The following is a 20,593-nucleotide window of genomic DNA, read 5'->3' on the forward strand; positions in this document are numbered from 1 at the left end:
GATGGTTGCTCGCGATGCGTTACTTGAATTATAGCTATAAGCTAAATATATTTGCGTTTTTTTAGCCAATAGTCATAATTGGTCTATGAAGACGATCACCTACCGCAAGAGTGCCTTGAAAGCCTTGCAACGCATGCCGCGCCAGGAAGCCCGTCGTATCCGTAGTAAGATCGTGGCCTATGCCGAGAACCCGGTGGCCCAGCGCAACAACGTCAAGGCGCTAATGGGTAGCGATTATATCCGGCTGCGGGTCGGTGACTGGCGAGTAATCATGGACGATCAGGGCGATGTACTGGATGTCGTCAAGATTGGCGCTCGAGGCGCTATCTATCGTAAATGAATCAGGAGGGTAGGCATCATGGGAACACCGCAATTCATCCAAACCACCACCGGCGAGCGGATGGTGGTGCTGAGCGAGCGGGATTACACCACGCTGCTCGAGCAGGCTGAGGATTATCGCGATATTCAGGCTGCGGACGCGGTCCGCAACCGGGGTGAGGAAACGTTCCCTGGGAGCGTTCTCGATGCGCTGCTTGATGGTGTGCCCCCGGTGCGGGTATACCGCGAGTTTCGCGGCATGCGTTCGGGTGAGTTGGCAGAAAAGGCGGGCATCAGTCAGGGGTACCTATCGGAAATCGAGGCGGGCAAGAAAACTGGCTCGGTAGCCGTCTTGACTCGCCTCGCCGAGGCGCTGGGTATGGAGTTGAGTGATCTGATCTGAAACTGGCACCTTTCAATCAACTGTTCTTCTGCAGTACGTGCTTGAGCGCCACGGCGTTATTGTGCTTTTCGTCCTTGGCCGCGAATACCAGCGTCACGCGCCCGTTTTTGTGATACTCCCGCAGTTTCTTCATCGCATCCGGACTGTTCTTCAGTTCCTCCTTGTAGCGCCGCTGGAATTCCTCCCATTTATCGGGGTCGTGCCCGAACCATTGGCGCAATTCCTTGCTCGGCGCCAGTGCCTTCAGCCACTCATCGATATCGGCCTCTTCCTTCTTGACCCCTCGGGGCCACATGCCATCCACCAGTATGCGCTTGCCGTCATTGTCGGCAGGGGTGTCGTAGGCACGTTTGAGGCGAATGTCTCCTTGGCTCATGGCGTCCTCCCATTCGAATGTATCGCATCAGAATAGACGTCTTTTCGGCGCTTGGTAAATGTTGATCCGGGTTAATGTAGGCAGACGAAGAAATAATGGAACGTTCAGGCGACAGGTCAATCATGCATACCCAGGTTCAGGCGCTCTCGGAGAACGCGGAGTGAAATGGCGGAAATCGCTGAGGCTTAAAGCAATCGGCTTTCTGACGTTTGGCATCAGGTCGATGCATAAACGGCTGCTGCTCATGCTGGCGTTCGGCTGGCTCGTGGTGGTGGCCGTTATTTTGACGTCTACCTGGCATTCGGGGCAGGCATTGATTCGCGAAGTGGCCAATGAACATCTCGAATACGAAGCGCGCATGATCGCGGGAGAAATCGATCAGGAGGTGCAGCTACGCTTCGATGCATTACAGCGGCTGGCGTCCCAACTGGGTGTTCCTGGATCACGTGCATCCATGGCGCTGTCCAGCGAATTGAAACGTAACGATGCCTTGCTGTCACTCTTCGATGGCCTGGTGGTGATCAGCAGTGAGGGGAGAGTGCTCGCCGATTGGCCCAAGGTAGATGGCCGCGAGGGATTGAGCGTCCTTGAATCCGAATATTTCCAATTCCAGCGTCATGTTGCTCGTCCCTATGTCAGTGAGCCCTTTCAGGGGCGAGCCAGTAAGACGCCGCTCATTCTCTTCAGTGTTCCCCTGCTTGACGACAACGGTCGGTTCGCGGGTGTTATCAGCGGTGTTGCCAATGTGCTGAATGGCAGCTTTTTCGACAAGTTGCGTCGCATCCGCATAGGGAAGCAGGGTTATGCGGCCATCATGACCGCGTCGGGCAAGGTACTGGTACACCCGGATCAGGACCTGATCATGCAGCCTGTGCCCGTTTTCCATCAGAATCCATGGCTCGATCTGGCGCTATCCGGTTGGCAAGGCTTGGCAAGTGCGCCTTTGCTCACGGGCCAACAGGCGCTTCAAGCCTATCGGCAGATTTGGTCGGCGAACTGGATCGTCGGCATCATGTTGCCTCAGACCCAGGCGTTCCAGCCCTTGCAATGGTTTGTACGTAATCTATGGGTAGTGGGAACCTTGACCGGCGCGGTGACGCTGGTGCTGCTTTGGTGGTTGCTGAGGCTGGCACTCATTCCCTTGCAACGTCTCGAGCGGCAGATTGCCTCAGTGGGGCAAGGGCGTTATGAGCGAATCAAGCTCGATACCCACGCCATCGAAATAAGGCGCGTCGCGGATACCTTCAACCAGGTGTTGGAAAAGCAGCGCCGAGCCGAGTCCACGATGCTCGATCGCCAGGCATTTCTGGACGCGGTGCTGCGTTCGTCACCGGTGGGCATGTTTGTCTATGGCCTGGAAGGGGGGCTGCGCTACGCCAATCCTGCCTTGTGTCGGATGACAGGTTACGATTTCAAGGTGTTGCAGCAGCAAGGTTACACGGCGTACGTCCATGCGGATGATCAGCAGGATGTCAGTGACCACTGGCAACATACCCTGGCCACCGGGCGCGATTTCCAGCGCCAATATCGTTATATCAAGGCGTCCGGAGAAACGATCTGGGTCGAGTCGCATATTTCCCTGGTACGTCTGCGTGACAAGCGCCCCCTAGGCTACGTCGGCACGTTCAAGGACATCACCCATACTCGCGAGATGGAAGCGCTACAGCGATGGGAGGCGGAGCACGATCCATTGACGGGGCTGCTCAATCGTCGCGGTTTCGAGCGTCGCTTGGAAGAGTCGCTCATCGACCGTCTCAAGAAAGGCACGCCCTCTGCCCTGATTCTATTCGATCTGGATCATTTCAAGCCCATCAATGATGAAGGCGGACATGCGCTGGGCGACGCGATGCTCAAGCACATCGCCGCCTTGATCGTCAGCAAGGTTCGCAAGAGCGACGCTGTGTCCCGCTACGGTGGGGATGAGTTTGCGCTGTTGCTGCCGGGTTGCGATCTCGATCATGCCAGGAAGATGGCTGAGACCCTTCGCGAATCTGTCGAGGCGCTGAGCATCGAGCATGACAAAAAACGTTACAAGGTGACGCTGAGTATAGGGGTTACAGTTCTTCGCGAAGGGGACGATCAAATCAATATCCCGATGCAGCGCGCCGACCAGGCAAGCTACCAAGCCAAGGCACGAGGGAGAAACGCCATCATGGCCGATGAGAATATGTAATCTTTTCAGAATTTATTAAATTCAATTAAATCATATACTTAAAAATAAAATATAAGGAATGGGCACGCCATCCTCTAAAGTAATGCTGCTTTTTTAACCCAGAGCAGCGAAAAAAGAACTAAAAAATTACTTTAGAATTTTTAGCAGAGCAATTCCCGCAGAATGGCCCGGCTAGCGCTTTGTTACATTTAGTTACTGAGTAAAATAATATTTCAATTCGTCTCTTTCTGTTCCATCATTACCTCGTGTTTCGCAGATGACATGAGTAGACGATATGGCTAAGCGCAGTTTTAAAATTATTCCTACTACGGCCGGTAATGGTCATAAACTCAGAAAGCCGGATTATTGGGTGCTGCAGGAAACTACCGGGGGGAAAGTGCGAGAGATTCATCGTTTTCAAAATTATTTTGACGCACTTCAAGCCAATCGCGAAATGTGCGGTCAAATGATGGGTTGAGTTAAATAATTATACTTTCAGTTTAATATGTTTGAGTTCATCGTTTAACTGAGTGTTTGTTTACGTTGTCTTTGGTTATCATGTTTTATTGGTAGGTGTAAGAGTCACTAGCGTTTGATCGTTTTCGGCACGTTGGCCAACCGGCTAACGTGCCGCTTCTTTTGTCTCAATAAATATACAAAAGCAAGGCGGGGCAACAGAAAAACCCCGGTAGAAGGCTACCGGGGAGGTGATCGTCACATAGTCATGCTTATTTCTTGAGTTTTGATTCGAGTTCTTCGTAGCGTTCTTGAATCTGGATTAGCTCGAACTTTAAATCGAGGAGGCTATATTGGACGCGTGAGTTTGCAACTTTCATTCGGAGCGTTGCTTCCCTGAGCTTTCTATTGGCTTCTCGCAGGCGATAAACGGGATCGTCCTTGGCCTCTTTGAATGAGAGCATGAGATCGGCGAAGGATGTGTTGGCAGGAAATGAACCTGGTTCCATAAGAGAGCTCGCGCTGTTGTTAATATGTAACTTTATTTTAATGGCGTTCCAGATTTTTTGCGGCATGAAAAATTCCCGCAGCACTATTTAAAATAACTGGCGTTCTTTTCTCTTTTTGGACTAATTTAATGAGTAGCTGATATCACGTTTCTGATGTTCTACCGCCCCAACGTATTAATTGGCTTGGGGGCATGACAAGACAAGGACAATTCCGATGAACTTTCATGAGCCTATCGGCGTGACATTGCCGTATCGCATCGGTAAGCAAAAGGCCTCTCGAGGTTGCGGCCTGCCCTTTATTCTGGCGAGTCTCGTGCTGATGTCACCCGCCGTGCTGGGCTCGGACTATCGTCATGCCGATGAGCCCATTGGCGACGTGGAGGCGGTCTACAGCGGCCAGCTGACACCGGATCTGGCAGTCAGCACCTTCCGAAACATCCATCGCCTGTTTCCATCTCGAATCATCGAGGCTGGCGAGACACCCAGGCCGCTGCCTGCCTCTTCACAATCGATCGACGGGCTGTCGGTCGAGGCGGGCGGCGAGAGCTACGATATCTACGACTATCTCGCGCTCAATAGTATCGCGGGGCTGATAGTGTTGAAGGACGGCGAAGTCGTATACGAGACCTATCAGCGAGGCAACCACAAGGATACCCGCTGGATGTCCATGTCGGTGGCCAAATCGATCTCATCCACCCTGGCGGGCATGGCGATTCAAGACGGCTTGATCGAGGGCCTGGACGCCCAGGTCGTGGACTACGTGCCCGAGCTTGAAGGCACTGCCTACGAGGGCGTCACCCTGAGAAACATTCTCATGATGTCCTCTGGGGTCGCCTGGAACGAGACCTACACGGACGTCAATTCTGATCGTCGAGATCTTCTGCGGGCACAGATCGCTCAAAAACCAGGTGGCGCCATGGAGGTCATGGCCGGGCTGTCACGCGCTGCGGAGCCGGGAGCCGTGAACAACTACAGCACCGGAGAAACGCAGATTCTGGCAGCAATACTCGATGGTGCCCTCGATCAGCCCCTGGCGGAGTATCTGTCGGAAAAACTTTGGCAACCCTACGGCATGGAAAGCGATGCGACCTGGTGGCTGGCGTCCCCCGGTGGAGTGGAAATAGGCGGCAGCGGAATAGGGGCAACGCTGCGCGACTATGCCAGGTTCGGTCAATTCATTCTGGAAGACGGAATGATCGACGGGTCTCGCGTGCTACCCGAAGGCTGGGTCGAGGAGGCGACCACACCCAAGACCTTGGCAGGTGGCGAGGCCTTGGATTACGGCTATATGTGGTGGACCGGCTGGACACCCGACTCCAAGCGCGATGGGGCGTTTGCCGCCGTGGGTATTCAGGGGCAGTACGTTTACGTGAACCCCACCGAGAATGTCGTGATTGCCCAGAACGCGGCGGAACCGAAGCCCTTGGGCAAACACGTGGTCGATCCCATGGTGTTTTTCGACGCGGTGGTGGAGCACCTGGAATAGCCGCAAGTCATAAAGCCATCACATGAGCGTTCAGTACTCGGCGCCGTTTATTTTCAAACGACGTGTCGATAAGCATCCGTTCCGGTGACGTCAACGTCGAATGATGCGGGCGGATCGGTTGCATACTGTTGAATCGTCAATTGTCAAAACCTTCCCTTTCCCGGCACGCCTTTCCCGAGCTGCTACTTTTACTAGACAACCCCTGCTTGCTGTGAAACCGCACAACTATTCAAAAAGGCGGTGTGCAATGCCGAAAGCCATCCTCCTTTATATCCAGGCGATCGATGCGATGAATCGCTTCATCGGGCGGATAGCGATGTATCTGATCTTTGCGCTGATCGGGATTCTGCTCTGGTCATCGGCTTCCAAGGTGTTCATGACCCCGTCTCTATGGACGCTGGAAACCGCGCAATTCGTCATGGTGGCCTATTTCGTACTGGGCGGGCCTTATTCGATCCAGCTAGAGTCGAACGTGCGAATGGATCTCTTCTACGGTGACTGGTCGCCAACAACCAAGGCATGGGTCGATGCCTTCACCGTGTTCTTTCTTGTCTACTATCTTGGCGTGCTGCTTTACGGTGGGCTGGTGTCGATGGCCTATTCGCTCGGCTACTTCGGCAGTGAGCCATTCGATTTTTTCCTCGATCTTGGGTGGACATTTCTCACCCAGGGCCCGACGGCGGCCGGTGAGCAACTCGGATTCATGGAACGCAGTCCCACCGCCTGGCGGCCCGTGTTATGGCCGATCAAGGCGGTGCTTTGCGCAGGGGTGTTCCTGATGATCCTTCAAGCCCTCGCCGAGTTCTTCAGGGATATCGGTCGCCTGCGTGGGGAGACCGCCTGATGCCCTACGAGATGATCGCCATCCTGATGTTCAGCTCGATGATGCTGTTGCTGTTGACCGGCCAGCGCGTGTTCGGCGCGATCGGCTTCGTCGCGGCACTGGCGGGTGTTTTGCTCTGGGGCACCGGAGGCGTGGACATTCCGTTCTCCTCCGCGATGAAGCTGATGAAATGGTATCCGCTGCTCACCCTGCCGATGTTTGTCTTCATGGGCTATGTGCTGTCTGAAAGCCGTATCGCGGATGATCTCTACAAGATGTTTCATGTCTGGATGGGCCCGGTGAAAGGAGGGCTTGCCATCGGCACGATCGGGCTGATGGTGTTGATCTCGGCCATGAACGGCTTATCGGTGGCCGGAATGGCGATCGGTGCCACCATCGCCTTGCCCGAACTACTGCGGCGCGGCTATGACAAGATCATGGTGACCGGCGTGATCCAGGCGGGCTCGAGTCTCGGGATTCTAGTGCCGCCCTCGGTGGTGCTGGTGCTTTACGCGATGATCGCGCGTCAGCCCGTGGGCCAGCTGTGGCTTGCCGGGGTGTTGCCGGGGCTGATGATGGCGACGCTGTTCATCATCTACATCTATGTGCGCTGCCGGGTACAGCCCGAACTTGGCCCCGCCCTGCCCGCCGAGGAACGCGATGTCTCGCTGTCCGAAAAGCTGCGGCTGCTGAGGGCGGGGGTGCTGCCGCTGGTGATCTTTGCGGTGATGATGGTGCCCTTCGTGAAAGGCTGGACCTCGCTGGTGGAGAGTTCAGCCATCGGCGCGACGGCGGCGTTCCTGGCCGCCGTTCTCAAGAGGCGGATGACACGCCAGGTGTTTGAAACCTCGGTGCGTCAGACGCTGGCGATTTCCTGCATGTTCATGTGGATCATCCTGGCGGCCCTGGCTTTTGGCGCGATCTTCGACGGGCTGGGGGCGGTCAAGACGATCGAGGATCTGTTCACCCAGCGCTTGGGTCTCTCGCCCTGGATGATCCTGATCCTGATGCAGCTCAGCTTTATCGTGATGGGCACTTTCCTGGATGACACCGCCATGCTGGTGATCGTGGCGCCGCTTTACGTGCCGCTGGTGGATGCGCTGGGGTTCGATCTGATCTGGTACGGCATCCTCTATACCATCACGACGCAAATCGCCTACATGACGCCCCCATTCGGCTACAACCTGTTTTTGATGCGCGCCATGGCCCCGCCCGAGATCGGCCTGCGCGATATCTACTGGTCGATCATCCCTTTCGTGTTCGTGATGCTGGTCGCTCTCAGCCTGGTGATGATCTTTCCGCAGATCGCTCTGTGGCTGCCCAACTATATTTATGGAAAGTAACAATTTATGGGAAGTAACAACAGGAGTTCACGCAAACAACAAGCGTTTGTCTATTTACACCAGGAGAAAGAAAAATGACAACAAGACGCAAGTTTCTGATATCCGCCGCCACCGGAGCGGCCATGGCGCCGCTGGCCGGCAGTGTCATCGCTCAGTCATCCTCTCAACCCACGATAAAGTGGCGCATGCAGACCTACGCCGGCGCCGCCTTGGCGGAGCATGTCGCCAAGCCTGCCATCGACCTGTTCAACAAGATCGCGGGCGACCGCATGCAGATCGAGCTCTTCTATGCCGATCAACTGGTCCCGACCGGCGAACTGTTCCGTGCCATGCAGCGCGGCACCATCGACGCGGTGCAATCGGATGACGATTCCATGGCGTCTCCCACCCAGGTGACGGTGTTCGGCGGCTATTTCCCGTTCGGGTTGCGCTATAGCCTCGATGTGCCGGTGCTGTTCAACCGCTACGGGCTGAAAGAAATCTGGGAGGAAGAGTATGCCAAGGTCGGCGTCAAGCATGTCAGTGCCGGCGCCTGGGACCCGTGCCATTTCGCCACCAAGGAGCCAATCCGCAGCCTGAAGGATCTGGAAGGCAAGCGTATCTTTACCTTCCCCACCGCAGGGCGGTTTCTGTCGCAATTCGGTGTCGTGCCGGTGACCCTGCCTTGGGAAGATATCGAGGTTGCCGTGCAGACCGGCGAACTGGACGGCATCGCCTGGTCGGGCATCACCGAGGACTACACGGTGGGCTGGGCGGACGTGACCAACTACTTCCTGACCAACAACATCTCCGGGGCCTGGATCGGTCATTTCTTCGTCAACATGGAGCGTTGGGAGGAGCTGCCCGAAGACCTCAAGCTGCTGTTCGAGGTGTGCTGCGAGCAGTCGCATTACTATCGCCAGTACTGGTATTGGGGCGGCGAAGCGGCGCTTCGCGTCAATGGCGACAAGCTGGAGCTCACCTCGATCCCCGATGAGGAATGGGAACAGGTCGAAAACGCCGCCGAGAAATTCTGGGATGAAATTGCGGCGCAGTCCGAGGTCAAGGCCAGGGTCGTCAAGATATTCAAGCAGTACAACGCGGATATGCGTAAAGCCGGCCGGCCTTACCGCTATACCGATGCCTGATCCTACCCATAAGGATAACCGGAGATGACCAGCGCGCTGACGTTCGACACCCTCAAGGCTCAGGTCGAGAACGGTAAGGTTGATACGGTGCTTGTGTGTTTTGTCGACATGCAGGGCCGTTTGATGGGCAAGCGGCTCCATGCGCGCCATTTCGTGGAGGCGGGGTGGGAGGAGACGCATTGCTGCAACTATCTGTTGGCCACCGATCTCGAGATGGATACACCTGACGGCTTTGCCAGTACCTCCTGGCAGACCGGGTATGGCGATTACGTGATGAAGTCGGATCTCGACACGCTGCGTCCGGTGCCATGGCTCGAGGGCACGGCGATGGTGCTGTGCGACGTGCTGGATCATCACACCCACGAACCGGTGCCTCATTCACCCCGTGCCATGCTCAAGCGCCAGCTAGTGCGGCTGGAAGCGATGGGGTTCGACGCCATCATGGCGACCGAGCTGGAATTTTTCCTGTTCGAGAAGAGCGTCGATGAGATTCGCAGGAGCGGTTTCCGCGACCTGGCCCCGATCAGCGGCTATAACGAGGATTACCACATCTTCCAGACCACCAAGGAAGAGCACGTGATGCGCCCCTTGCGCAATCATCTTTACGCGGCGGGTATCCCGGTAGAGGGCACCAAGGGCGAGGCCGAGGCCGGGCAGGAAGAGCTGAACATCCGCTATGCGCCCGCGCTGGACACGGCGGATTATCACACCATCGCCAAGCATGCGATCAAGGAAATCGCCTGGCAGCAGGGGCATGCGGCAACTTTCCTGCCCAAATGGCATCATGACCGGGTGGGCAGTTCCAGTCACGTGCATCAATCGCTGTGGCGCGAGGGCACCTCTGCCTTCTTCGATGAAAGCGACGAACTGGGCATGTCTGGACTGATGAAGCACTACCTGGCGGGGCTGCTGACATACGCGCCGGATTACACCTATTTCCTGGCACCCTACATCAACAGCTACAAGCGCTTCCAGAAGGGCACCTTTGCGCCCACCCGCACGATCTGGTCGGTGGACAACCGCACCGCCGGCTTTCGCCTGTGCGCCGAGGGAACGCAAGCGGTGCGCATCGAATGTCGTATCGGCGGCTCGGACCTGAACCCTTATCTGGCGATGGCCGCGCAACTGGCCGCCGGACTCAAGGGGATCGAGGATCGGCTGGCGCTGGATCCGCCCGCCGAAGGCGATACCTATGAGGGCACTAGCGGCTTGATCCCGCAGAATTTGCGCGATGCGCATGCGGCGCTGAAAGGATCAAACATGCTGCGTGCGGCGATGGGGGATGACGTGATCGATCATTATGTTCGCGCCGCCGAGGTGGAACTGGAAGATTTCGACCGGGTAGTGACCGATTACGAGATCGCACGCGGCTTCGAACGGGCATGACGAAGGGAGAGGATCATGGCTCATATTCTCAAATGCATCTCGCCGATCGACGGCTCGGTATTCGCCGAACGTGAAGCGCTATCATACAACGCCGCTACGCAGGCCGCCGAGCGAGCGCAGGCGGCCCAGGCGGAGTGGGCTACCCGCCCCTTGCAGGAGCGCATCGATCTGGTGATGGCCGGCGTTGCCGCCGTGGGTGCGATGAATGACGACATCGTGCCGGAACTGGCGCACATGATGGGTCGCCCGATACGTCATGGCGGCGAATTCGGCGGGTTCGAGGAGCGTGCCAGCCACATGGCGACAATCGCGCAGGAAGCCCTGGCGGATATCGCGGTAGGCGAGGACGCGACGTTCAAGCGCTATATCAAGCGCATCCCGCATGGCGTGGTGCTGGTGGTAGCGCCCTGGAATTATCCCTACATGACGGCGATCAACACCGTCGCACCGGCGCTCATCGCGGGCAACACGGTGCTGTTGAAACACGCGACTCAGACCCTGCTGGTGGGGGAGCGGATGGCGCACGCCTTTCATTCCGCCGGTGTGCCCGAGGAGGTTTTCCAGAACGTCTTTCTCGATCACGACACCACCTCGAGGCTGATCGCGGCGCGGGCGTTCGATTTCGTGAATTTCACCGGCTCCGTCAATGGCGGGCGCGAGATGGAGCGGGCGGCGGCAGGCACGTTCATCGGATTGGGGCTGGAGCTGGGCGGCAAGGATCCCGGCTATGTCATGGACGATGCGGATCTCGAGGCGGCGGTCGACACCCTGATCGGTGCGGCGATGTTCAACTCGGGGCAGTGCTGCTGCGGAATCGAACGCATCTATGTGCAGGAGAGCCTGTTCGACGCCTTCGTCGACAAGGCGGTGGCAATCACCGAGGCCTACAAGCTTGGTAACCCCCTGGAGCCCGAGACGGATATTGGCCCCATGGCGCATATCCGCTTCGCCGAGGAAGTACGCGCCCAGATCGACGAGGCCGTGGCCGCCGGCGCCAAGGCGCATGTCGCACCCAAGCCCGAGGATGACGGCGGTGCCTATCTGACCCCGCAGATCCTGACTGATGTGACCCACGACATGCGGGTGATGCGCGACGAGAGCTTCGGCCCGGTGGTGGGCATCATGAAGGTATCCGGCGACGAGGAGGCGATCGAGCTGATGAACGACAGCCCCTTCGGCCTGACCGCCAGCCTGTGGACCGCCGATATCGCCCGGGCGCAGCAGGTGGGTGATTGTATCGAGACCGGTACGGTGTTCATGAACCGCGCCGATTATCTCGATCCGGGCCTGTGCTGGACCGGCTGCAAGGAGACCGGTCGCGGGGGTGGGCTGTCGGTGATCGGCTATCATAATCTGACACGCCCCAAATCCTATCATCTGAAGAAGGTGACGACATGACGCTGACTGGAAACTGGTCCTATCCCACCGCGATCCGGTTCGGCGCCGGCCGGATCAAGGAACTGCCCGACGCCTGTATCCAGGCGGGCATCAAGCGTCCCTTGCTGGTGACGGACCGAGGGCTGGCGGAACTGCCGATCACCCGGGCGACGCTGGACGTCATGGACGGCGCCGGGCTTGGCCGCGGCCTGTTTGCCGAGGTCGATCCCAACCCGACGGAAAGGAACCTGGCGGCAGGAGTCGAAGCCTACAAGGCGGGCGGCCATGACGGCGTGATCGCCTTCGGCGGCGGCTCGGGGCTGGACCTGGGCAAGCTGGTGGCCTTCATGGCCGGTCAGACACGCCCGGTGTGGGATTTCGAGGATATCGGCGACTGGTGGACGCGCGCCAATGCCGATGCTATCGCGCCCATCGTGGCGGTACCCACCACCGCCGGCACCGGGGCGGAAGTAGGGCGTGCCAGCGTCGTCACCAATCCTGACACCCATGTGAAGAAGATCATCTTCCATCCCAGGATTCTGCCCTCGGTGGTAATCTGCGATCCCGAACTGACGGTGGGCATGCCGAGTCCGATCACCGCCGGCACCGGGCTGGACGCCTTTGCCCATTGTGTCGAGGCGTTTTCCAGTCCGCATTACCACCCGATGAGCCAGGGCATCGCCCTGGAAGGCATGCGGCTGGTCAAAGACTATCTGCCCCGCGCCTATGCCGACGGCAGCGATATCGAGGCGCGGGGCCAGATGATGAGTGCGGCGATGATGGGCGCCACCGCCTTCCAGAAGGGACTGGGTGCGATCCACGCCATGAGTCATCCGATCGGCGCGGTATTCAACACCCATCACGGCACCACCAATGCCGTCTGCATGCCGGCGGTGCTGGCCTTCAACGCCGACAGCATTCGCGGCCGGTTCGACAGGGTGGCCGCCTATCTGGACATCGATGGCGGTTTCGAGGGTTTCACGAGTTTCGTGCAGGCGTTCAACGACCAAATGGGCATTCCGCGCAAACTCTCGGACCTGGGGGCCACCCCGGATCGCATCGACGAGCTGGCGGAAATGGCCATTCAGGACCCAAGCTGCGGTGGAAACCCGGTGGAATTGACCGTCGAGAACCTCAAGGGGCTGTTCCGAAGCTGCATGTGACGGGTTGCCCCGTACATGCTGTAGGGCATTCATGCTATGCGATTACAGGTTCTCTCCGATCTTCATCTGGAACACTTCGACAACGGTCGTGAAATTCCAAAAGTGGCGGCCGATGTGGTGGTGCTCGCTGGCGATATTCACTCCGCGAATCTCGGCCTGGAGTGGGCCGCCGAGTGTTTCACCGAGTTGCCGATCCTCTATGTGCCGGGCAATCACGAATACTATGGTCAACAGATGGCAGGCTTGCGTCGACAGATGCAGACCACCGCGAAGCGTCTGGGGATTCATTTGCTGGACAACGAGGCTTTGGTGCTTGGAGGGGTGCGCTTTCTCGGCACGACCTTATGGAGTGACTTTCAGCTTTATGACGGCCTGCCGGAGCACGATAGTGAGCGGACCCGCGCCAAGGCGCTGGCCTTCATGCCGGATTTCTCGATTATCGAGGAGCCGGCTGGTGCGGTCTTCACGCCGGAGGCCAGCACGGCGCTTCATCGCCAGGCACGGGAATGGCTCGAGTCGGCATTGTCCGAACCCCATGATGGTCCCACCGTGGTGATCAGTCATCATGCGCCGCTGGCCGAATGCATCCCGGCGCAGTACCGGGGAGACGCGCTATCACCGGCCTTTGCCTCGTCGCTCGAGGCGCTGATGGGAAAGATGGAGCTCTGGATTCACGGCCATGTTCACGAGCCGGTGCATCTGAAAGTGGCTGGTACGCGTGTTATCGCCAACCCCGGTGGCTATCCTGAGGAATTCGAACCGGCGCTCTTTCAGCCGGGTCTGGTCGTCGAGCTGTGAAAGGTATTTGTAAGAGACCGGATGATAGATTGAACTACCGCAAATACAATAACGCCGGTGAGGCTTGTAGCCTCACCGGCGTTTTGATCTAGCGCGGGGCGGTTTCGATCAGGATGAGAGTCGATCGTAGCCATTATCCAGGAAGGGGTAGTCCGTGTAGCCTTCTTCCTTGCCGCCGTAGAAGGTGTCCGGATTGGGCTCGTTGAGCGTGGCGCCTAGACGAAAGCGCTCGACGAGATCCGGGTTGGCGATGTAGGACCGACCGATGGCCACGGCGTCGGCGATGCCATCACCGATGATGCGTTCGGCGCGCTGTGCGTCGTAGTGGCCGCAAAAGATCAGGCTACCCTTGAAGCGCTTCCGCAGAGCGCGACGAAAGTCATCCGTCAGTTTGATATCGCCGCCGGCCCAGTCCGGTTCATTGATATGCAGATAGGCGATGCCACGCTTCGAGAGCTGCTCCGCCATGTAGAAGGCCATTTCTTCCGGCTCATCGTCGGTCAGGCCGAAGATCTCGATGAACGGCGACATGCGAATGCCGGTACGTTCCGGACCGAACACTTCCGCCACCGCATCGAGTGCTTCCAACGGAAAACGGGCACGATTTTCCAGAGAGCCGCCGTATTGATCGGTACGCTGATTGCTGCCGGTCGCCATGAACTGGTTGAGCAAGTAGGCGTTGGCGGCATGCAGCTCGACCATGTCGAAGCCGGCGCGCTTGGCGCGGATTGCCGCTTGGCGATAATCTTCAACCACGTCAGCGATCTCGTCGGTTTCCAGCGCCCGGGGCGTGCTGGTGTCGTGTCGACCGGAGCTACCATCCTCGAACTCGACGAAGCATTGAGCGCCTTCTCCCTTGAGGGCGCTGGGGGCTACCGGCGCCTGGCCGTCGGGTTGTACCATTTCGTGGGAAACCCGCCCCACATGCCAGAGTTGCAATGCCATGCGGCCACCCTTGGCGTGAACGGCGTCCACGACGCGCTTCCAGCCGGCTTCCTGCTCATCGGTCCAGATGCCAGGGGTATAGACGTAACCCCGAGCGGTGGGGGAGATGTTGGTCGCCTCGCTGATGACCAAGCCGGCACCGGCGCGCTGTCCGTAATAGGCTTGCTGTAGCTCGCCGGGGACACTATCCGGGGTGCGGGCCCGGGTCAGGGGGGCCATCAGTATGCGATTGGGAAGCGTAAGACTGCCGAAACGAACCGGCGTCAAAAGGGTTTCGTGTGCCATGGAGTGTCCTTGATAAATAGGGGAGTCCAGGCCTGTCCCGACAGGAACAGGCGCGCTAAGCGTTAAAAGATAAGTCGGTTACAGCTTGACCAGCATCTTGCCTTGATTGCCGCCTTCGAAGAGTTTCAGGAAGGCGTCCGGCGTCTTCTCCAGTCCTTCCTCGACGGTTTCCTGATAGTCGATCTCGCCCTTGGCGACCTTGGGGCCGAACTCTTTCAGGAAGTCGGTGTGATAAGCCCAGTGGTCGAAGACGATAAAGCCCTGCATCCGAGCACGACGAATCAGGATCATCGCCAGATTGCTGGGGCCGGCACTCGGGCTCTGGTCGTTGTAGCGCGAGATCATGCCGCATACGGCGATGCGCGCGCCGACCTTGAGGTTGTTCAGCGCTGCTTCCAGACAGTCGCCACCGACGTTTTCATAGTAGACGTCGAAGCCCTCCGGGCAGGCGTTCTTGAGGTCCTCACTCAGCTGCTTGGCGTCCTTGCCTTTATAGCTCACTGCCTTGACGCCCCGGGATTCGAGCCAGTCGAGTTTCTTTTGATCGCCGGCGATACCCACGACGGTGCCACCCTTGGCCTTGGCCAGTTGCACGGCGAGCGAACCCACCGCACCGCTGGCGGCGCTGACCAGCACGTTGTCGCCATCCTTCATTTCAGCGATGACATTGAGTCCCACCCAGGCGGTGGTGCCCGGCATGCCGAGTACGCCCAGATAGGCTTGCTCCGGCACGTCAAACTCAGGGAGTGCTTCGACCTGGTCGCCGGATAGCTGGGCGATATCGCGCCAGCCGCCCATGTGGCGCACCTTGTCACCCTCTTTAAAGCGTGAGTCCCGCGACTCGATGACCTCGCCCACGGCACCACCTTCCAGGGGCCTACCCAACTCGAAGGGCTCGATATAGGTAGTCACCCCATCCATGCGCCCGCGCATGTAGGGGTCCACGGAAAGCCAGGTGTTGCGAATACGTACCTCGCCATCCTGTAGCTCAGGCAGTTCGTGTTCCTCGAATTTGAACAGGTCGCGCTTCGGCATACCTTGGGGATGATCGTGGATAGTAAAATAACGGCTTTTCATAGCTCACTCCTGTGTGCCAAACATTCATCGCCTTGATGCAATGGCTCTAGAGTAGTCAGTTTGGTAATATCACGCCAATGCAAGTTGCTTAAAAGGGATATGCATTACACTGATAACACTGCTATTGAAATGCCGTTAACCATCACCATGGCGATGATTTTATGCACCTTGCCGATCTAGCCCGTCACGACCTCAACGCCTTGATCACCCTGCATGCGCTTCTCGATTCCCGAAGCGTCACCCGGGCCGCAGAGCGGCTCAATCTCAGTCAGCCTGCGGTGTCGCGCACCCTGTCTCGCCTACGTCAGGCCCTGGACGACCCTTTGTTCGTACGAACCCATCGCGGGCTTAGGCCCACGGCGCGAGCAGAAGCGCTGGGCCCCCCGCTGGCAAGGCTACTGGAGGAGTTGGGGGCACTGCTGGCGCCCCCTGAATTCGATCCGGCGAGCACGACCCGCCGCTTTCAACTGGCGACTTCCGATTACGGCATGCACGCCTTTCTCGTACCTCAGTGGCAAACCCTCAAGCATCAGGCGCCGCATCTGCGCCTGGACATTCAAGGTTACAGCGGCAGCATTGAACAGAAACTCGACGAGGGTGGTCCTGAATTAGCGCTTTGCGTACCCGGCGATCGAGTGCCGGCCAGCGTGCACGGTCGCGAAATCGGCAGCGATCATTTCGTTTGCGTGATGCGCGAAAACCACCCGCTGGCGCGCAAGCCGGAAGAGGAGTTTACCCTGGAAGCCTTCCTGGCGGAGGATCATCAGTTGATCAGCATGGGCGGTGACGATCGGGGGGCAGTGGATCTGGCCTTGGCCAAACATGGATTGAAGCGCCGCGTCAGTTTGCGCCAGCCACATTTTCTGGCGAGCTTTTCAGCGACGCAGCACAGTGACCTGTTGCTGTGTGTGCCGGGATGCCTGGCGGCCAGCATACTCGATCATTGGCCACTGGCATTACGACGGCTACCTCTTGAAGTGGCGCCCTTTTCCTACTGGCTGGTCTGGCACGAACGCTATCATGCGGATGCGGGCCATGGCTGGCTGCGTCAAACCTTGTTTGAAGGACTGCAAGCCCGGTATCGAATGCTCAGCCGGCGCTTGCAAACAACGTAGAGAATCGCTTTTCATTCAAGGTTCTTTGCCAAGCCACAGGAAATCGCGTTTATTTGCCTTCAAACGCTTCCGTTATCGGCCTTCCTCGCCAGACGTCAGGGATTTTCAAGCCCAGGATGTAAGCGATGGTTGGGGCAGTGTCATAGATTATGATCGCGGACTGCAATTTTCCTTTTGCCGGAACATTTTTCCCGAAGATGATCCAGGGAATTTCCATTTCCAAAAGCGTTCCCCCACCATGCCCTTTACCTACTCCGCCATGATCTGAGGTAAAGATGATAATGGAATTTTCCATCATTCCATTTTTTGCCAACGTATCGAGGAGCCTTCCTACTAGACCATCGATCATTTCCACGGTCTGGTAATATTCCGGGGTATCATGACCCATCTCATGACCGATGCTGTCCGGCTCATTGAGATGAATGAAAGTAAGCGCGGGCTTCTCTTCGACAATGAATTCGAGCGCCTTTTCCATGGTTTTTTCTTCGCTGTACCCATTGTAATCAAGGTCTACCCAGGGTTCCTCGAACAGATGACCTATTCCCTCCCATGTATAGGAAACGCCCTTTGCGGCCTCGGGTCTTTGTTTCTCTAGCACGCTGAAAATGGTGGGGTAGATCCCCGTTTCACCGACAACACGAGACGGTATCTCAGGCGTTTTGCTGCCCCACTCGGTATAGCCGTGCAGCTCGGGGCCCGATCCCATGAGCATGGAGGCCCAGTTGACGGCGCTGGAAGAAGGCAGGACCGATCGTGCTTTCAGGGAATAGGCCCCTTCCTTCATCATCTTCCTTAAATTCGGGATGTCAGCCTTTGGAACGGCATAGGCCCCAAAGCCATCGGAACCTACTAGAATCACATGCTTGGCTAGCGTTTCCGGTTTTTTGGCCCCTTGTGCCGCGCTGCAGAAGGAAACCAGGCCGATCGTCATCACTGCGATCAGGGCTATATTTCTACATAAACTCACCATTAAAAATAAACTCCATCCATTTTTGGTGGCAGATCCATTAGACCAATTCAATGTAATTGCTGATAAGTCCACTGATTGTACATTGACAGCACCCAGTTGACTCTTATCCCAACATCAGCTCTACAGTTTGGTTCTATCGTAGACCTGAATCCGTGACATCGAAGCCCATGCTTCCCTATCATGCCTATACTGATGGCGCGTCCCGGCCAGGAGCAGATTCATGAATTTCGAACGCGTGGTATTCGGTTTTTTTGTCATCCTTACCTTGAGCCTCAATTACGCGTTCGTTGCGGGTGGCGCCGAGGTGACCGCATATCAAAATGTCTGGATTCTCACGTTCGCCATTATCGTCAACCTGGTCGCGATCGGCCTGAAACTGGGGGATCGCTCTCAGATCGGAGCATTGCTACTGGCCTCCGGTCTGGTGGCCGGCCTTCTGCTGATCACGGCGCGCGTCGTCTGGATCGTCGCCGAACCCGAGGGCGGGGGCGGTCCGGGACCTGGAGAGATGACCGATATCGTTTCGATTGCAAGGGGCGCGCTGATCGCGAATATCGTCGCGACGGTGATCCTGGTCGGCGATACGCTGCTCTCGCGGCGCTAGGCTTTGAGTGAAAGCTGGCTACGCTCGCCGACTTTTCATACGGAGCCTTGCACGGCGCGGGTCGGTTCAGCGTGGCAGCCGTGATCTACCAAGGGCAGAGGGAGGGTTAAACGCGTGACGTCCACCTCCGATCTCGACCGTGTGGGAATGATCGTCCTGCGCTATATGCGCCGGCCGCTGTTCGCGCTGTTGTTCGTGTATTCGGTGGGCATCATGGGCATGGCCCTGATGCCAGGCCGGGTCGTCGATGGTGAGACGACGCACATGAATCTTTTTCACGCCTTTTATTTCTTCACCTACACGGCGACCACGACTGGTTTCGGGGAATTGCCGAACGGTTTCAGCGACGAGCAGCGCCTGTGGACGGTCTTTTGCCTCTATACCGGCGTCATTGCGTGGTTCTATGCAATTGGTTCCCTAATTGGCCTGGTTCAGAATCCCCACTTCAACCGGGCCATGGATAGCTTCCGGTTTGCCCGCAGGGTCGAACGTAACCAGGAACCTTTCATCATCCTCTGCGGTTTCGGTGATGCCGGCAGTCTGCTTGCTCGGGGCCTGAGCGACCACCGCATGCGTGCGGTGATACTCGATTCCAACCCGGAGCGCATCAAGGCATTGGGCGTGCGTGATTATACCGTCGCGATGCCGGGACTTTGCGCGGACGCCAGTGCGCCGAAACACCTCCTGGCCGCAGGTGTAGAACACCCTGCCTGCGGGGCCCTGGTCACGTTGACGAACGATGACGATACCAATCTCAAGATCGCGGTGATGGCACGGCATCTGAACCCTCGGCTCCAGGTCATCTGTCGTTCGACCTCGGCCCGCCATGAGGCCAATCTGCAGGCGCTGGACAATGTAACGGTCGTCGACCCGTTCGAGATCTTTGCTCAACTCCTCTACTGGGCGATCGCACGCTCCGAACTACACAACCTCAATGCATGGTTCGTGGGGGCGCGTGGCGTCAAACTCGGGGCACCGGTACAGGTTCCGCAGGGCGATTGGATTCTGTGCGGGTACGGACGGATGGGGCACAGGATCCACCGCTGTCTCCAGGTCCATGGCGTTGGCGTTCGTATTATCGATCCGGACGTTGATACCGAAGTGACCGGAGAATGTACGGTCCTGGTCCAGGCGCACGCCGATCATTCGGCCCTGGATGCGGCGGGGATTGACGACGCGGCCGGGGTCATCACCGCAATGAACCGCGATTCCGACAATCTCAATACATTGTTGTCGGTGACGGCGCTCAACCCGAATGCGTTCCGCATCGTGCGCCAGAACAGTCATGAGAATCAGGTCGCGTTCGATGCCGCGCAGGCTGATCTGGTCCTTCAGCACAGCCTGACAACGGCGCGCAGGATACTGAAGCTGCTGATCTCGCCTCTCATCCAGGAACTGATCGACTGGCTTGCGGAACGTGAACCGGCTCAGACGGAAGAACTGGTGGCGCGTCTGCAGGCGGTGGTGGGCACGGAACCCCCACACCTGTGGCCGGTCCGGCTGGTCCCGGACGAGGCGCCTGCGGTGACGAAATATCTGGATGCGGGAGGGACGATGGCGTTGGGTGTGCTGTGCCGCAATGCGTGTTCGTTCCCGGAAGGGCTTCCGTGCGAAGCGCTCGCCGCTCGCCGGGCAGGGCAGTCGATCATGTTGCCGGATAAGGATTTTTCACTTGGGATCGGTGACGAAGTCCTCTTTTGCGGTATCCATTGGGCGGAGCCGATGCTGCAGGCGACACTCCATAACCCCTACACGCTTCAGTATGTCGTGACAGGGGTCGATGAGCCGCGCGGGTACGTGTTCGCATGGCTTGAAGATAGGCTAGGGCGGCGTCGCAGCGATCATGACTCGAGCGGTCGTCGGCGCCGGCAATGAAATCA

20 protein-coding genes are annotated in these 20,593 nt (G+C 57.8%); 15 read left to right on the plus strand and 5 right to left on the minus strand.

Annotated elements, in window-relative coordinates; translation table 11 throughout:
* Positions 1-85 precede the first annotated feature (85 nt).
* Entirely contained in the window at positions 86-340 is a 255-nt protein-coding gene (locus tag ACPF7Z_RS08050; RefSeq protein ID WP_425192756.1) for a type II toxin-antitoxin system RelE family toxin, read from the plus strand.
* 18 nt (positions 341-358) lie between these two features.
* The gene (locus tag ACPF7Z_RS08055; RefSeq protein ID WP_425192757.1) at positions 359-721 is read left to right on the plus strand and encodes a helix-turn-helix domain-containing protein; all 363 of its coding nucleotides are present in this window, start codon (positions 359-361) and stop codon (positions 719-721) included.
* Positions 722-737: 16 nt separating this feature from the next.
* On the opposite strand, the gene ACPF7Z_RS08060 is transcribed toward ACPF7Z_RS08055, so the two are convergent.
* Entirely contained in the window at positions 738-1,097 is a 360-nt protein-coding gene (locus ACPF7Z_RS08060; RefSeq protein WP_425192758.1) for a DUF488 domain-containing protein, read from the minus strand.
* Positions 1,098-1,320: 223 nt separating this feature from the next.
* Between ACPF7Z_RS08060 and ACPF7Z_RS08065 the strand changes: the two genes are divergently transcribed.
* Positions 1,321-3,270, plus strand: a complete 1,950-nt coding sequence (locus ACPF7Z_RS08065; RefSeq protein WP_425192759.1) for a sensor domain-containing diguanylate cyclase — start codon at positions 1,321-1,323, stop codon at positions 3,268-3,270.
* Between the two features lie 274 nt (positions 3,271-3,544).
* Positions 3,545-3,727: a hypothetical protein gene (locus ACPF7Z_RS08070; protein ID WP_425192760.1), complete on the plus strand. Its 183-nt coding sequence runs from the start codon at positions 3,545-3,547 to the stop codon at positions 3,725-3,727.
* 250 nt (positions 3,728-3,977) lie between these two features.
* Here the strand turns inward: ACPF7Z_RS08070 and ACPF7Z_RS08075 are convergent, their stop codons facing one another.
* Positions 3,978-4,280, minus strand: coding sequence for a hypothetical protein (locus tag ACPF7Z_RS08075; RefSeq protein ID WP_425192761.1), 303 nt, complete (start codon positions 4,278-4,280; stop codon positions 3,978-3,980).
* Between the two features lie 148 nt (positions 4,281-4,428).
* On the opposite strand from ACPF7Z_RS08075, the gene ACPF7Z_RS08080 reads away from it, so the two are divergent.
* The 8 genes from ACPF7Z_RS08080 to ACPF7Z_RS08115 all read left to right on the plus strand — a co-directional run bounded on the left by ACPF7Z_RS08080 (position 4,429) and on the right by ACPF7Z_RS08115 (position 13,717).
* A complete protein-coding gene (locus ACPF7Z_RS08080; protein WP_425192762.1) occupies positions 4,429-5,700 on the plus strand; it encodes a serine hydrolase domain-containing protein in 1,272 nt (423 codons plus the stop codon).
* A 247-nt stretch (positions 5,701-5,947) separates the two neighbouring features.
* Positions 5,948-6,544 carry a TRAP transporter small permease subunit gene (locus ACPF7Z_RS08085; RefSeq protein WP_425192763.1) on the plus strand — a complete coding sequence of 199 codons (597 nt, stop codon included), beginning with the start codon at positions 5,948-5,950 and terminating at the stop codon, positions 6,542-6,544.
* The gene (locus ACPF7Z_RS08090; RefSeq protein ID WP_425192764.1) at positions 6,544-7,866 is read left to right on the plus strand and encodes a TRAP transporter large permease; all 1,323 of its coding nucleotides are present in this window, start codon (positions 6,544-6,546) and stop codon (positions 7,864-7,866) included. The genes ACPF7Z_RS08085 and ACPF7Z_RS08090 overlap by 1 nt, the downstream gene beginning before the upstream one ends.
* Positions 7,867-7,940: 74 nt before the next feature.
* Positions 7,941-8,993 carry a TRAP transporter substrate-binding protein gene (locus tag ACPF7Z_RS08095; RefSeq protein ID WP_425192765.1) on the plus strand — a complete coding sequence of 351 codons (1,053 nt, stop codon included), beginning with the start codon at positions 7,941-7,943 and terminating at the stop codon, positions 8,991-8,993.
* Positions 8,994-9,017: 24 nt separating this feature from the next.
* Positions 9,018-10,379 (plus strand): glutamine synthetase family protein, encoded by a 1,362-nt coding sequence (locus tag ACPF7Z_RS08100; RefSeq protein WP_425192766.1) that lies wholly within the window; start codon positions 9,018-9,020, stop codon positions 10,377-10,379.
* 15 nt (positions 10,380-10,394) lie between these two features.
* Positions 10,395-11,777, plus strand: a complete 1,383-nt coding sequence (locus ACPF7Z_RS08105) for an aldehyde dehydrogenase family protein (protein ID WP_425192767.1) — start codon at positions 10,395-10,397, stop codon at positions 11,775-11,777.
* Positions 11,774-12,919 carry an iron-containing alcohol dehydrogenase gene (locus ACPF7Z_RS08110; protein WP_425192768.1) on the plus strand — a complete coding sequence of 382 codons (1,146 nt, stop codon included), beginning with the start codon at positions 11,774-11,776 and terminating at the stop codon, positions 12,917-12,919. Before ACPF7Z_RS08105 ends, ACPF7Z_RS08110 begins: the two co-directional genes overlap by 4 nt.
* Before the next feature lie 36 nt (positions 12,920-12,955).
* Positions 12,956-13,717: a metallophosphoesterase gene (locus tag ACPF7Z_RS08115; protein ID WP_425192769.1), complete on the plus strand. Its 762-nt coding sequence runs from the start codon at positions 12,956-12,958 to the stop codon at positions 13,715-13,717.
* Between the two features lie 108 nt (positions 13,718-13,825).
* Here ACPF7Z_RS08115 and ACPF7Z_RS08120 read toward each other — a convergent pair whose 3' ends face one another.
* Positions 13,826-14,947 carry an alkene reductase gene (locus ACPF7Z_RS08120; RefSeq protein WP_425192770.1) on the minus strand — a complete coding sequence of 374 codons (1,122 nt, stop codon included), beginning with the start codon at positions 14,945-14,947 and terminating at the stop codon, positions 13,826-13,828.
* A 78-nt stretch (positions 14,948-15,025) separates the two neighbouring features.
* The gene (locus ACPF7Z_RS08125) at positions 15,026-16,024 is read right to left on the minus strand and encodes an NADP-dependent oxidoreductase (protein WP_425192771.1); all 999 of its coding nucleotides are present in this window, start codon (positions 16,022-16,024) and stop codon (positions 15,026-15,028) included.
* Between the two features lie 161 nt (positions 16,025-16,185).
* Here ACPF7Z_RS08125 and ACPF7Z_RS08130 point away from each other — a divergent pair, with 161 nt between their 5' ends.
* Complete coding sequence (locus tag ACPF7Z_RS08130) at positions 16,186-17,139, plus strand: LysR family transcriptional regulator (RefSeq protein WP_425192772.1); 954 nt, start codon at positions 16,186-16,188, stop codon at positions 17,137-17,139.
* Positions 17,140-17,188: 49 nt separating this feature from the next.
* Here ACPF7Z_RS08130 and ACPF7Z_RS08135 read toward each other — a convergent pair whose 3' ends face one another.
* Complete coding sequence (locus ACPF7Z_RS08135) at positions 17,189-18,070, minus strand: alkaline phosphatase family protein (RefSeq protein ID WP_425192773.1); 882 nt, start codon at positions 18,068-18,070, stop codon at positions 17,189-17,191.
* Positions 18,071-18,329: 259 nt separating this feature from the next.
* Between ACPF7Z_RS08135 and ACPF7Z_RS08140 the strand changes: the two genes are divergently transcribed.
* Positions 18,330-18,713 carry a DUF6394 family protein gene (locus ACPF7Z_RS08140; RefSeq protein ID WP_425192774.1) on the plus strand — a complete coding sequence of 128 codons (384 nt, stop codon included), beginning with the start codon at positions 18,330-18,332 and terminating at the stop codon, positions 18,711-18,713.
* Positions 18,714-18,827: 114 nt separating this feature from the next.
* Complete coding sequence (locus ACPF7Z_RS08145; RefSeq protein ID WP_425192775.1) at positions 18,828-20,588, plus strand: potassium channel family protein; 1,761 nt, start codon at positions 18,828-18,830, stop codon at positions 20,586-20,588.
* The last annotated feature ends 5 nt before the right edge of the window (positions 20,589-20,593 follow it).

Origin of the sequence: Halomonas sp. GXIMD04776 (assembly GCF_049808615.1) — a bacterium.
Classification (GTDB): domain Bacteria; phylum Pseudomonadota; class Gammaproteobacteria; order Pseudomonadales; family Halomonadaceae; genus Modicisalibacter.